The organism is Frankia sp. CcCS3 (assembly GCF_977927575.1).
In genome coordinates this window covers 1-13,298 of sequence record NZ_CDWRCL010000100.1, presented here as the reverse complement: position 1 = coordinate 13,298, position 13,298 = coordinate 1, and the positions used below count along the sequence as shown (strand labels likewise).

9 protein-coding genes and 2 pseudogenes are annotated in these 13,298 nt (G+C 70.9%); 8 read left to right on the top strand and 3 right to left on the bottom strand.

Annotated features, from left to right (window positions below):
• From AC08OQ_RS10895 to AC08OQ_RS10880, 4 genes are all read left to right on the top strand, one after another.
• Positions 1-1,580 (top strand): HsdM family class I SAM-dependent methyltransferase (locus tag AC08OQ_RS10895; protein ID WP_476612023.1); only part of this gene is annotated, 1,580 nt, incomplete at its 5' end.
• Between the two features lie 233 nt (positions 1,581-1,813).
• Positions 1,814-3,313, top strand: a complete 1,500-nt coding sequence (locus AC08OQ_RS10890; protein ID WP_476612022.1) for a serine/threonine-protein kinase — start codon at positions 1,814-1,816, stop codon at positions 3,311-3,313.
• Between the two features lie 97 nt (positions 3,314-3,410).
• Complete coding sequence (locus AC08OQ_RS10885) at positions 3,411-3,974, top strand: ribonuclease FAU-1 family protein (RefSeq protein WP_476604599.1); 564 nt, start codon at positions 3,411-3,413, stop codon at positions 3,972-3,974.
• A gap of 72 nt (positions 3,975-4,046) precedes the next feature.
• On the top strand, positions 4,047-4,217 hold the full coding sequence (locus AC08OQ_RS10880) for a hypothetical protein (RefSeq protein WP_476599744.1): 171 nt from the start codon (positions 4,047-4,049) through the stop codon (positions 4,215-4,217).
• A 51-nt stretch (positions 4,218-4,268) separates the two neighbouring features.
• Here AC08OQ_RS10880 and AC08OQ_RS10875 read toward each other — a convergent pair whose 3' ends face one another.
• Positions 4,269-4,460, bottom strand: coding sequence for a PNPOx family protein (locus tag AC08OQ_RS10875; RefSeq protein ID WP_476599742.1), 192 nt, complete (start codon positions 4,458-4,460; stop codon positions 4,269-4,271).
• A 74-nt stretch (positions 4,461-4,534) separates the two neighbouring features.
• Here AC08OQ_RS10875 and AC08OQ_RS10870 point away from each other — a divergent pair, with 74 nt between their 5' ends.
• The gene (locus AC08OQ_RS10870; protein ID WP_476599756.1) at positions 4,535-6,214 is read left to right on the top strand and encodes an ABC-F family ATP-binding cassette domain-containing protein; all 1,680 of its coding nucleotides are present in this window, start codon (positions 4,535-4,537) and stop codon (positions 6,212-6,214) included.
• Positions 6,215-6,230: 16 nt separating this feature from the next.
• On the opposite strand, the gene AC08OQ_RS10865 is transcribed toward AC08OQ_RS10870, so the two are convergent.
• A complete protein-coding gene (locus AC08OQ_RS10865; protein WP_476599740.1) occupies positions 6,231-7,409 on the bottom strand; it encodes an HAF repeat-containing protein in 1,179 nt (392 codons plus the stop codon).
• Positions 7,410-7,695: 286 nt separating this feature from the next.
• Here AC08OQ_RS10865 and AC08OQ_RS10860 point away from each other — a divergent pair, with 286 nt between their 5' ends.
• The 3 genes and pseudogenes from AC08OQ_RS10860 to AC08OQ_RS10850 all read left to right on the top strand — a co-directional run bounded on the left by AC08OQ_RS10860 (position 7,696) and on the right by AC08OQ_RS10850 (position 12,172).
• The gene (locus tag AC08OQ_RS10860; protein ID WP_476599738.1) at positions 7,696-8,283 is read left to right on the top strand and encodes a P-loop NTPase family protein; all 588 of its coding nucleotides are present in this window, start codon (positions 7,696-7,698) and stop codon (positions 8,281-8,283) included.
• 375 nt (positions 8,284-8,658) lie between these two features.
• Entirely contained in the window at positions 8,659-9,525 is an 867-nt protein-coding gene (folD, locus tag AC08OQ_RS10855; RefSeq protein WP_462187447.1) for a bifunctional methylenetetrahydrofolate dehydrogenase/methenyltetrahydrofolate cyclohydrolase FolD, read from the top strand.
• A 182-nt stretch (positions 9,526-9,707) separates the two neighbouring features.
• Positions 9,708-12,172 (top strand): annotated as a pseudogene (locus AC08OQ_RS10850) (MMPL family transporter).
• A 280-nt stretch (positions 12,173-12,452) separates the two neighbouring features.
• On the opposite strand, the pseudogene AC08OQ_RS10845 reads toward AC08OQ_RS10850, so the two are convergent.
• Positions 12,453-12,815: pseudogene (locus tag AC08OQ_RS10845) on the bottom strand (cytochrome P450); the annotation flags it as partial.
• Positions 12,816-13,298: the final 483 nt, after the last annotated feature.

The following is a 13,298-nucleotide window of genomic DNA, read 5'->3' as shown; positions in this document are numbered from 1 at the left end:
GCTCCCGGCAGGTGGCGGAGCCTCCGCGGGCGGTCGGGGAGCTGATGGTGACCCTCGCCGGCCTGCGCGGCCGGGCGGGGGCCGCCACGGTGCTCGACCCGGCCTGCGGGATCGGCGGGCTGCTGGAGGCGGCCCGGGCCGCGGGGGCGGGCCGCCTGCTCGGCCAGGACGTCAACCCGACGATGGCGCGGGTGAGCGCCGTCGGACTGCTGCTGCGGGGTGGTGACGCGCGGATCGTCGCGGGCGACTCGCTGCTCCCCGGCGCCTTCGCCGGGGAACGGGCCGACGCGGTCCTGTGCGCCCCGCCGTTCGGGCAGCTATCCTGGGGCTACGACGAGCTGCTCGGCGCGCCGTGGTGGCGCCACGGTGTTCCACCGCGGGGGGAACCCGAGCTGGCCTGGGTGCAGTACTGCCTGGCGCACGCCCGGGACGGCGCGCCGGTGCTGGTCATCATGCCGGCGGCCGCCGCGTCGCGCCGGGCCGGGCGCCGCATCAGGGCGAACCTGCTGCGTGCCGGGGAACTGCGCGCCGTGCTGGGGCTGCCGCCCGGGCTGTTCCCGACGGGATCGGCCCCGGATCTGTGGGTGCTCCGCCGCGGTGCCGGCCCCGATGCCGGTTCCGGCGGGCCCGGGGCGACGTCCGCTCAGGTACTGCTGGGCCTGGCGCACGGTGAGATCGCCGTCGTCGAAGCGGCCTGGGCGTTGTTCGTCGCCGCCGGCGGGTTCGGCGGCGGCACCGCCGATCTGCCGGCGGGATTCCGGCGGATGTGCGTTGCGGACCTCCTCGACGACGAGGTCGACGTGAGCCCGCGACGCTACATCGACCATCCTCCGGAAAGAACCGCTGTCGGTGAGTTCCCTGCTGTCGGTGAGTTCCCTGCCGTCCGGGAGGATTTCCTGGCGATGGTGGCCTCGTTGTCCTCGGCGGTTCCCCTCCTGACCCCACCGAGGGGATCCGGACCGGCGGACCGGCTGGCTTCGCCGAGTGTCACGATCGGTGAGTTGGCGAAAGCCGGATCGTTGACGGTCCTGATGGCCCCGTTGCAGACCAGGGCCGGGGTCGGTGACCTGCCGCTGCTCACCGCGGGCGACGTCCGGCATGGGCGGGGCCCGTCGGGCCGGACGGAGGAACTGGCCGGAATGCTCGTTCTCCGGCCCGGCGACGTCGTCTGTGTGACGGCGCCGGGGGAGACCATGGCCCGGGTCGTCGAGGACGCGGGTGCCGTTCTCGGGCCGCGGGTGGTGCTCCTGCGGGGCGATCCCGACCGGCTCGATCCGTACTTCCTGGCCGGGATCCTGCGGCCGGCCGGCCATCCGGCGCACGGGCGATCCGGTGGCGGTGCGGACGCCCAGGCCGCCGGCCGCTCGGGTGGATCGTCGCCGCCGGCCGGTCTGCGGCGGGTCCGGATACCGGTTCTCCCGCTGGCCGAACAGCGTTCCCCGGGGCTCGACTTCCATCGCCTCACGATGGTCGAGAAGTCGCTGCGCGACGCGGTGGAACTGGCCGAGACCATCGTCCGGCTCGGTCATCTCGGAATCGCCGACGGAAGCCTGCGGGGCGGGGCGACAGGTCCCATGTAATGACGCCCCTGCCCGGTGCGCGGGTCCGGCCGAAGCCTTGTCCTGGTGACGGTGAAGGCGGCGCGGTGCAGCCGGGATCAGCAACCCGACAATGCTGTGGCCGGCCGACAATGCCCTGGCCGATGCCGTTTCCGGGTGGGGGTAGTGTTCCCGGGGATCGGGCGGGAAGGGGCGGGGGCGCGGTGGCCGCGCGGTGGATGATCGATAGGCGGTATGAGCTCGAGGCTGTTCCATTGGCCAAAGGCGGAATGGGTGAGGTCTGGGTCGGCCGGGATGTGAAACTCGACCGGGAGATCGCGGTCAAGTTCGTCCGTTTTCCCGACGGCCAGCCGGACCAGGAGCTGATCCGCCGGTTCATCCGGGAGTCCCGCATCACCGCCCGCCTGTTGCATCCGGGGGTGCCGGCGGTGTACGACGCGGGTACCCACGAGGGGCGTCCCTACCTGGTCATGCAGCGGGTGCACGGCCTCAGCGTGGCGGATCTTGTCGCCGAGCAGGGCGCGCTGCCCGTCGGCTGGGCCGCCGCGATCGCCGCCCAGGTGGCCTCGGTGCTCGCGGTGGCGCACCGGGCGTCGCTCGTGCACCGCGACCTCAAACCGGCGAACCTGATGCTGGAGCCGGACGGCACTGTGAAGGTGCTGGACTTCGGGCTCGCCGTCGCGCTTGACCGGACCAACCTGTCGAAGATCACGGTGACCGGCCAGCACCTCGGCAGCCCCGCCTACATGGCGCCCGAGCAGGTGCTTGCCGGCCTGAGCACGCCGGCCACCGACATCTACGCGCTGGGTGCTACGCTGTTCGAGATGTTGACCGGTCAGCGGCTGTTCGCCGGTTCGTCGTCCTACACGGTGATGAACAAGCAGGTCGAGGAGGTCCCGGCGCGGGTGCGGTCGCTGCGCGCCGACGTGCCGGGCGGCCTCGACGAGCTGGTCGCCGCGATGCTGCGCAAGGCGCCGGAGGATCGCCCGTGCAGCGTGGAGAAGGTGTACGCGGCGTTGATCGGATCCGTGGTGGGCCTCGGCCCGCTTCCCGGGGCCGTCGACGACGCCGCGGACAACCCGGTACGGCTGTACGCGGCGGTCGCGGCCCGGGTGGTACCGCGCGGGGCGGCCTCGAACACTGCCCCCTCCACCCGGAGATCCACTGCTGAGCCGCCCGGGGAGCCCGATGGCGGGATCAGGCGGTCTGATCTTCGTCGTGCCCGGGACGAAGCTCGGACGTTGGCCCGGGCCTCCCGCTACAGTCAGGCCGCCGGTGTGCTGGCGGCGGCGGTGGACCGGGCTGGTCGTGCCCTTGGCCACGACAGCGCGGACGTGCTCGCGCTCCGTCTCGATCTGGCGGACCACCTGTTCGAGGGCGGCGACTTCCGCCGCGCCGTGGACGGCTACCGCACGCTTCTCGTCGATCTTGTCCACCGGGACGCTCCGGACAGCGAGCGGGTTCTGCGCTGCCGCCTGCGGGAGGCGACCTGCCGGGCCCTGATCGGTGAGACCGGCCAGGCGCTCGAACAGCTTCGTGGGCTGCTGGAGGACGAGATCAGGGTGTTCGGTGCGGACGACGCCCAGGTCTTCGAGCTGCGACGGCAGATCGGGCTGTTGCAGCTCGGCGCCGGCCATCGGGCGTCGGCCGCCGAGACCCTCTCGGCGCTGCTCGCCGATCTGCTCAGGGTCTGGGGGACGGAGCATCCGATGGTGCCTGTCGTCCGGGAGTTGCTGGCCGGTGCCGGCGGTTGATCGACGGCGGAATCGACCGTCATGAGCGTCCCATCCCGTCTGTCGTGGGGTTGTGGTGGGGGCCCGCCGGGGCAGGACGGCACCGTACAGTCGGACGGTGACGAAGCTGGAAAGCCCCGTGGCGTATGATCCCGGTTCCCAGGCTGGTCCCCAAGCTGGTCCCCAGGCATCGCCACCGCTCGGTTCGGGCGCCGCACCGGCGGGTCCGTTCGTCCCGGGCGAATTCGTTCCAGGAGAATTCGTCCCGGGCGAAGTGGTCGTGCACCGGTCGTTCACCACCAAGCGGCTCGTCTTCGTCCGCGCGGGTCACGTGGTCGGCCACGATGAGCGCGGGCTGCGGCTGTGGATCCCGCACGGCTGCCCGATGGCCGTCGAGCTGAGCACGGACGGTCGCGGCCTGCGCGACATGCCGTTCGCCGAATGGATCCGCCAATCCACGGTGCTGGTGGAGAGGGCTTGGCCTGGGCCGAACATCCTTATGATGATCCCGCCGGCGGGTGCGCACTCGGTGTGGTGGTTCTGGGACCGGCAGGGGCGGTGCGCCCGTTGGTACATCAATCTCGAGGCACCTGCCGTGGCCTGGCGCCACGACGGACTCGTCGGGGTGGACACGACCGACCACGACCTCGACCTGTGGGTCTCCCCGGACCGGACCTGGTAGTGGAAGGATGAGCACGAGCTCGCGGAACGGCTCGCGTTTCCCGAGCACTACTGGGTCACCGACGCGGCGGCGGTGCGGGCCGAGGGCGAGCGGCTGCTGCGGCTCGTCGAGACGGGGGCGTTCCCGTTCGACGGCACCTGGTGCGACTTCCAGCCGGACCCGTCCTGGCGCACACCGGCTACCCTGCCGCCCGGCTGGGACCGCCCGCGGGCGCCGGGCACGACCGGAACCGGCCCGCACTGACGGCGATGTCGACGGCCGGTGGTATCGAGGGCCGGCGATGTCAACAGCCGGCTACGTCGAGAAGGCCCACCCTGACCAGCGGGCCACCGTCACGATAATCGCCGGCCCGGCGGGCGGGGCGGCCTGGTACTGGTCATATCGGGTGATGAGCAGTTCGATGGCAGCGGCGTGTCCGGGTTCGCCCGCCCGGACGATGCGGGCCTCGGCGCCGGTCAGCCGCACGGACCCAGCGTACGGACTCACCGTAGGGTCCCACCGGATGGATGCGGCCCCAGGGGGCGGGACGCGATGCGCCGTCCATGCGCCAGACTGGTCAGATGTCCGCCACCCTCGTCGCGTCCGGTCTCACCGTCACCCGCGGTGGGGCGACCGTCCTCGACGGCGTCTCCCTCACCGTCGCGCCCGGCGACCGTCTCGGCGTGGTGGGGCCCAACGGCGTCGGCAAGTCGACGTTGTTGCGTGCCCTCGCCGGGCAGGTGGCGCTCGACGCGGGCCGGGTGGATCTCGCGCCGCCGACCGCCAACGTCGGCCTGCTCCCCCAGGAACCCGACCGCGACCCCGGGGAGACCCTGCGGGCCTTCCTCGCCCGTCGCACCGGCGTCGCCGCGGCGCAGGCCGAGCTCGACGCCGCGACCGAGGCGTTGGCCCTGGGCACGTCTGGGGTCCCTGGCACGTCTGGGGTCGACGACCGCTACAGCGTCGCCCTGGAGCGGTGGCTGGCGATCGGCGCGGCCGACCTCGACGCCCGCGCCGAGGAGGTGTGCGCCGATCTCGGTCTGCCCGCGGGCGCGCTCGACAGCCCGACGACGGCGTTGTCCGGCGGGCAGGCCGCCCGGGGATCGCTGGCCGGCGTCCTGCTGTCCCGGTTCGACATCACCCTGCTCGACGAGCCCACCAACGACCTCGACTTCGACGGGCTGGAACGGCTCGAGCGGTTCGTCCAAGGCGTGCCCGGGGCGCTGGTCGTCGTCAGCCACGACCGCGAGTTCCTCGACCGCACCATCGACACCGTCGCCGAACTCGATCCGCACCGGCACGGCCTCACCCTCTTCGCCGGCGGATGGACGGCGTACCTGCAGGCCCGCGAGGTCGCGCGGCGTCAGGCCCGGGAGCGGTACGAGGAGTACGCCGGCCAGCGGGCCGATCTCGTCGCCCAGGCGCAACGCCAGCGGGAGCAGGCGGTGCGGGGTTCGGTGCGGGCGAAGCGGCGGATGCCCGACGGTGACCGGGCCGCCAAGGGAGCCCGGATCGAGGCGGCGACGAAGAGCGCGGCCAGGGTCCGGTCCATCGAGTCCCGCCTCGACCGGTTGGCGGAGGTCGAGGAGCCTCGCAAGGAATGGCAGCTGCGCATGTCGATCGCCGCCGCGCCCCGGTCGGGCGATGTCGTCGCGACGTTGACCGGCGCGGTGGTGGCCCGATCGGGCTTCACTCTGGGGCCGGTCGACCTGACGATCGCGTGGGCGGACCGGGTGGTGATCACCGGGCCGAACGGCGGGGGCAAGACGACCATGCTGGGTGCGCTGCTCGGCCGCATCCTCCTGGCCCGGGGGCACCAGGCACTCGGGTCCGGCGTGCGGCTCGGCGAGATCGACCAGGCCCGCGGCCTGTTCCGGGGTGAGGCTACGGCGCTGGCCGTCGCCGAGCGGGCGACCAGCTGGCCGGCGGGCGAGGTGCGCACCCTGTTCGCGAAGTTCGGTCTCGGCCCGGATCAGGTCACTCGGCCGGCGGCGTCCCTGTCGCCGGGAGAACGCACCCGGGCGGGGCTCGCGCTGCTGCAGGCGGTCGGCGTGAACTGCCTGGTGCTCGACGAACCCACCAACCACCTCGACCTTCCGGCGATCGATCAGCTCGAACAGGCGCTGGCCGGCTATGCGGGCACCCTGCTGCTCGTCACCCATGATCGGCGCATGCTCGACACGGTCGCCGTGACTCGCCGGCTGCACGTCGACGGCGGCCTCGTCACCGAGAAGCCCCTCGCCACCGAGAAGCCATTGTGACGGGCCGCTGAGAACGTCAGGAGCCGGTGTTCGGCCAGAATGCCGCCTGGGGGAACGGGGAGTCCGTGGTGGTCGCGGAACCGAGCACGACGTTGTTCGGGGTGACGGCGTTGCCCGCGCTCACCGGTCCTCCGAGGGTGGCCAGATCGGTCAGCCGGCCGCGGTACCAGCGGAACGCGTGGCTGCCTTGACCCGAGGGCGCCGTCCCGCACACCACACCATGATCATTGAGGTCGAGAAGCTCCAGCGGGCCGAGCGGTGAGGTGATCGGGATGCGGCGGCCCGCGATCCACAGGAACCCGCCATCTGACGATCCGAGGCTGCGCACCAGCACCTGACCGAGACTGTTCACGGCGACCGCCTCGCTGTGCAGGTCACTGCCGAGGGTCCCGAGATCGGTCATGCGGCCGCGGTCCCACAGGAACGCGCGGGAATAGCCGTCCGAGGTCTCGCTGGTCCCCACGACCTGCCTGGCGTTGTTCACGTCGGCGACGACGGTCGAGGAACCGCCGAGAGTCCCGAGATCCGACATCGTGCCGGCTGACCAGAGGAACCCGTGGCTGGCGCCCTCCCGGGTGAGGCTGTTACCCGCCACCCTTCCCTGCACCGTGACGGCCACGGCGGAACTCAATGGTCCGCCAAGTGTGCCCAGATCCGTCATCGTGCCGTTTGACCATCGGTAGGCGTGCTGCTCGCCCGTATTGGTGGTGCTGGTCCCCACGATGAATCCGGTGTCGCTGACGTCGACCGCGGTACTGGACCGCCCGCTCTGGGTGGGGGTGCCGCCGAGGAATCCTAGCGACTGATAGATGCCACGGTTCCAGCGGAACGCTTCCCGGCTGTAACGCGTGATGTTCTCGCCGACGACCACGCCGGCCTCGCTCACCGCGGCCGGCCGGCTGTTCCCCGGCAGGCCGTGCACCGTACCGCCGCGGTAGACGAACCCACTGAGCTCGGATGGTGAGGTCTGCCAGTAGCCCGCGAGAAGGCCTGCGGTGTTGCCGCCGGTGAGGAGACCGGAGGCCCCGGTCGGGGATGGAATGTCCACGACGGCGGGTCGGGCGGGCGCAGGTGGGGAGGACGGTGCCGCGGTGGCCGCGTCCGCCGCGGTGGCGGAGCCGAGGTAGCCGAGCGACCAGGGCACGAGAGTCGTGGCCACCGTGGCGGCACGGATGAATGTCCTTCGATCGTTCATCGTGAAATGATCTCCTCTGGCCGGCTGCCACGGTCAGCCATCGACGGTTATCGGCCGACGTCGGTCGACCGGCTGGAGGAGTTCGTGGAGCCATCACGCAATGCCAACTCTCCGAGGCCGGAGGATTGCAACATGATCTACCGTCGTCAATCAACGACACGCTGGCGCCGTCGGCGGCTCACCCCCTCGGCTCGGCGGTGGCGGTCGGGTGGGCGGTGGCGGTCGGGTCGGGACGAAGCACGATGTTTCACCACCAGGCCGGGTGCACCGGTGGGACACTGACCGGGTGAATGCGCTCGGGACGAGCCGTGACTCCGCGCCGGCAGCGATGCCCTCTGACGCCCGGCGGATCCTCGTCGTCGGCAGCGGCGGGGCGGGCAAGAGCACCCTGGCGCGCGAGCTCGCGCGCCAGACCGGACTGCCGCTCGTGCATCTCGACCGGTACTTCTGGCAACCGGGATGGGTCGAGACACCCACGGCGCAATGGCGGTCCGTCGTCGCCGACCTCGTCGCCGAGCCCGCATGGGTGATGGACGGGAACTACGGCGGCACGCTGGACCTGCGCATTCCCGCCGCCGACCTCATCGTGTTCCTGGACCTGTCGCGGCGGATCACCATCCCACGAGTACTGCGACGCTGGGCACGGTGGCACGGACGGAACCGTCCCGACCTCGCCGCGGGCTGCCCGGAACGGCTCGACCTCGCTTTTCTCACCTGGCTGTGGAGATATCCGAGTACCAGCCGCAACCGTCTCGCCGACAGCATCGCCGAACACCACGCCGGACACCGGGTCGTTCGCCTGTGTACCCCGCGTGAGGTTCGTCTCTGGCTGGCCGCCGTGGCCTATTCGGGAGTTCCAGCGGCCCGCCGGTGACGGCCAACCGGCTGTGCCCGGTCATCGGCTAGCCGTCGCCCGACCGTCGCCCGGTCGTCGCCCGACCGTCGCCCGGTGAATTTGGGGGACCTGAGCACGGTCTGCGGTCCCTGGACCGTGCCTTGCTCCCCACAATGTGGCCGCCGTCGGCGTTTCCCGCGCCCGAGGGTTCCCCGCGGTGGTGGGTATGACGGTACTGGGCACCTGTGCGCTCTGTTGGCGTAGCGTGCTCGCTCGGGCTCCGCCGGACGCCGGGGGACCGCGCCAGGGGCCGGGGAGACCGCGCCGGACGCCTGGCTGACCCGGGCATGACCCGGATCGGAGACCGGGTAGAACCCGGGCATGATCTGACGACCGTGACGCGAAGGGCCGATAGTGAGCGCAGTGATCATCGACGGCAAGGCCGTCGCCCGCAGAGTGCGTGAGAACGTGGCCAGGGAGGTCGCCGAGTTCCGCGACCGGACCGGCCTCCAGCCCGGCCTCGCGACCGTGCTCGTGGGTGATGACCCCGCGTCCGCCGTGTACGTCGGCGGCAAGCGTCGGGCCTGCCTCGAGGCCGGCATGGCCGACCTGCATCAACACCTGCCGGCCGACACCTCCCAGGAGAAGGTCGCGGCACTCCTGGACGATCTTGCCGCCGATCCGGCTGTGTCGGGTATCCTGCTGCAGCTTCCGGTGCCCGAAGGCTTGGACGGGGCCGCGCTCGTCGGCCGGATCCCACCCGGGAAGGACGTTGACGGGCTCACCACCGCCAGCGTCGGTCTGCTCGCCCGGGGTCTGCCGGGTCTGCGGCCCTGCACACCGTCCGGAATCATCGAGTTGCTGGACTCCTACGATGTCGAGTTGTCCGGTACGCCCACGGTTGTCGTCGGTCGTTCCGAACTGGTCGGTCGTCCGGTGGCACAGCTGCTGGTGGGACGTAATGCGACTGTAACTATCTGTCACTCCCGTACGCGGGACTTGGCGGCGGTCTGTCGCGGCGCCGACGTGCTCGTCGTCGCCGCGGGAAAACAGGCGATCATCGGCGTCCACGCGGTGAAGCCAGGCGCCACCGTCATCGACGTCGGCATGCACCGGACCCCGCAGGGCCTGCGGGGCGACGTGGATTTCGAGGCGGTGCGCGAGGTGGCCGGGAAACTGACCCCGGTGCCGGGCGGGGTGGGGCCGATGACGATCGCGATGCTGCTGCGCAACACCCTGCTCGCTGCGCAGGCCGCCGCCGGGGCTGACGGTCCGGGCTGACGGTTACCACGAGCCGCTTGCCGCACCGAGTCACACCCCGGACTTGCGGGTCACATCCCTGACGTGAAGGTTTTCATCGGTTCTTCGCCCGTCGGCCGGTGGGGCCGACGGGCTCTGTCGGTGGCATGCGCCAGAATCGCCATCGTTGGGACAGGATGTGCGTTCGGCGTGGGGAGACGGGCATGACCAGCGGGGACGAGTCCGAGGTCGGGGGCGGCGGCGGGTCGGCGGCACGGGCGGAGACCCCGCCGGCAGCACCATCCCCGCCAGCGCCGGCACCACCAGCGGCACAGTTCCCGCCGGGGCCGGCCGTCGCCGGGGCCGATGCGGTGCGGAACGCTCCCGGGGACGGCAACGGTACCCCGGCGGATTCCGCTTCCGGCCCCGCTTCTGCTTCCGGCCCCGCCGGTTCCGGTGGCCGTCCGGCGCGCGCCCGCCGGCCACGCATCGTCTACGTCTTCGCGGTCCTGGCTGTCGGCTGGCTCCTGCTCGGCGGCGTCGGCGGATCCTACCAGGGCAAGCTCAGCGAGGTCCAGAAGAACGACAACGCCGCCTACCTCCCGAACTCGGCCGAGTCGACCAAGGTCGACACCGCGTCGCGGCAGTTCCGCTCTGTGCAGACGATTCCCGGCTTCGTCGTCTACGATCGCCAGGGCGGGCTGACCGCGCAGGACAAAGCTAAGATCACCGCCGACGTGAGGTCCTTCGCCGGGATCCACGGGGTGGACGCCGGTCAGCTCGGGCCGCCCCAGTTTGCCCGCAACGGCGCTGTGGCCGCCGTGGCCGTGCCGCTCGTCGCCCAGGACGGCGGCCGGGAGGTCAAGGGTGATGAACTCGTCGACGTCGAGAAGGCTGTCGTCGCGGTCGCCCGCGACGGGGCACCGGCCGGTCTCGCCGTGCACCCGGCCGGGCCGGGGGTCTGCTCGTCGCCTTCATCGAGGCGTTTTCCGGCATCGATGGGCTGTTGCTGCTCGCCGCGGGCCTTGTCGTCGTGGGCATCCTGCTGTTCGTTTACCGCAGCCCGGTGCTGTGGTTCTTCCCGCTGTTCAGCGCGGTGCTCGCGCTCGGCGTCTCGGCGCTGATTATCTACCCGTTGGCCAAGAACGACGTCCTCACCCTCAACGGGCAGAGTCAGGGCATCCTGTCGGTGCTGGTCATCGGTGCCGGCACCGACTACGCACTGCTGCTGGTGAGCCGCTACCGGGAGGAGTTGCACACCTACCCCAGCCGGGTCCAGGCGATGATTGCGGCCTGGCGGGGCGCCGCTCCGGCGATCATCGCCTCGGCGGCGACGGTGATCCTCGGTCTGCTCTGCCTGATCCTCGGTGAGCTGAACTCCACCCGCAGCCTCGGGCCGGTAGCGGCGATCGGCATCGCCTGTACGGCCTTGATCATGCTGATCTTCCTGCCGGTGTTCCTGGTGATCGCCGGACGCTGGATCTTCTGGCCTCGCATTCCCCGCGTCGACCACCAGGCCGACCTCACCGGTCACGGTCTCTGGGCACGCTTCGCCGGGGGCCTCGTCCGCCGGGCCCGGTGGGCCTGGATCGTCACGACGGTCGTGTTGCTGGCCTGCTCGTCCCTGATCGTCACCCTGAAAGTCGACGGCCTGTCGACGACGGACAGCCTGACGGGGCGGCCGGAGGCGATCGTCGGCCAGGAGATCTTCGACGCCAACTTCAGCCAGGGGGAGGGCGCCCCGGCCGTCATCATCACCAACACCGCTGCCGCCGCGGACGTCATCGCCGCCGTTCGGAAGGTCGACGGCGTCGCCACCGCTCCCGGCTCGGTCTGCGTGGAGGTCGACTACCCCAAACTCGCCGCCCGGTCGGCGTCCGGCGGGCGCCCGGCGGCGAGGGGTCCCGACGGCTGCGCACCCGCGTCGGTCCAGGTCGCCCCGGTCGACGGTCGAATCGCCATCGACGCCGCCATCGTCTACCGCTATGACACCGCCGAGGCTTACAACACGATCACTGAGATCCGACGGGTCGTCCGGGAGGTGCCCGGGGCGGACGCCCTGGTCGGTGGCCAGTCGGCGATCAATCTCGACACCCAGAACGCCTCGCGCCACGACCGCAATCTGATCATCCCGATCGTGCTGGTCGTCATCCTCCTTGTGCTCGGCGTCCTGCTGCGGGCACTGCTCGCCCCGGTCCTCCTGATCGCGACGGTGGTGCTCTCGTTCGCCGCGACGCTGGGCGTGAGCGCGGTGGTGTTCAACCACGTCTTCGGGTTCGCCAACGCGGATCCCGGCTTCCCGCTGTTCGCGTTCATCTTCCTCGTCGCCCTGGGGATCGACTACAACATCTTCCTGATGACCAGGGTCCGGGAGGAGACCCTCATCCACGGCACCCGTAGCGGCATCGTGCGCGGCCTCGCGGTCACGGGCGGGGTCATCACCTCGGCCGGGATCGTCCTCGCCGGGACGTTCGCCGTACTCGGCGTCCTCCCGCTGGTCTTCCTGGCCCAGTTGGGTTTCTCGGTGGCCTTCGGGGTGCTGCTGGACACGGTTCTGGTCCGCTCGGTCCTCGTGCCGGCACTGAGCCATGACCTCGGTCCGAAGATCTGGTGGCCCTCGAAGCTCTCCCGACACGCACTCGCCCGGCCCGGCCTCCGCGCCAGGACCGAAGCCAACGCACGTCCCTGATGCCCGGGCACCCGACGACTGCTGGTGACGTGCTGTAGTCGCCGGCCGGGGTGGCAGGAGGCGCACCCGCCGCCTGGAAAGATCTCGTTCCGCCCAAGGAACTGGATCCTCGTCCCGTGGCGATCCGGGCTGCCCTATCGGCCCCCCGTCCTCGGCGGAGGGTGCCGGACCCAGCCGCACGGGAACGGACTTTCGATGCCGGTGAGGCGGGGCCGGGGACACCACGCGGGCAGCGGGGCTGGCCGCCGGGCCTTACGGGACGCTACGAGACACGCACGGGCTCGGACGGGTGCTCGACCCGCCAGTCGATGTAGTCCCCGAACTCCTCCCAGTCGAAGTTCACCGCCTGCGCGGCGCGATCCTCGTCGTCCCGCAGCCGTAGGCCTTCGTCGAGGCGGTCCCGGATCGCCTCCTGCCCGGTCTCGGGGATACCCAACAGGTAGCCGATGGTGCGCATGGGCATCTGCGCGCCCAGGTCTTTGATGAAGTCGAATCGGTCGATGCCGACGAGGGGATCGAGGCAGCGTGCGCAGAACTCGCGGATCTTCGGCTCCAGCGCGTTCATCTTCCGGGGAGTGAAAACCTTTGTCAGGAGGCTGCGGTGGCTGCTGTGGATCGCTGGGTCCTCGAAGAGGATGATGCCCGAACGGCTGATCGCCGGCATATCCTTACTTCCTTGGGTGATGAGGTGAGACACCCGGCCCGCGACCGCGCCGGTGGAGTGAACGTCGCGGAGTAAGTCATCGTCTCCGGCGCTCCTCCGGGGCAACGAAGCCTTCTGCGCCCGGTCGGACTGCCGCAAATACCCGCGGTACCGCTTCTTTCCGACGTGAATCCCGAGGGGTGACAGGGTCGGTCAGGTGGTCAGGAAATCTTTTCCAGCTGGACCGGTAGCCCGTCCCGTGGAACAGGTAGCGGGAAACGGTCTAATGATATCCGGTAGCCCGGTGCCAGGCTCCACCGGTACCGCAGCAGCATCTGGTGCAGGATCGCCGGATCTTGATCTGTCGCTGATCTTGTGATTCTTCTGGCCCGCCGGTGATCATCGGGCGAGGAGGACCCGTTTGCGGAGCAGGCCGAAGCTGGCGCGGCCGAACATCTGCCGCTTGATCTGTCTCTTATACAC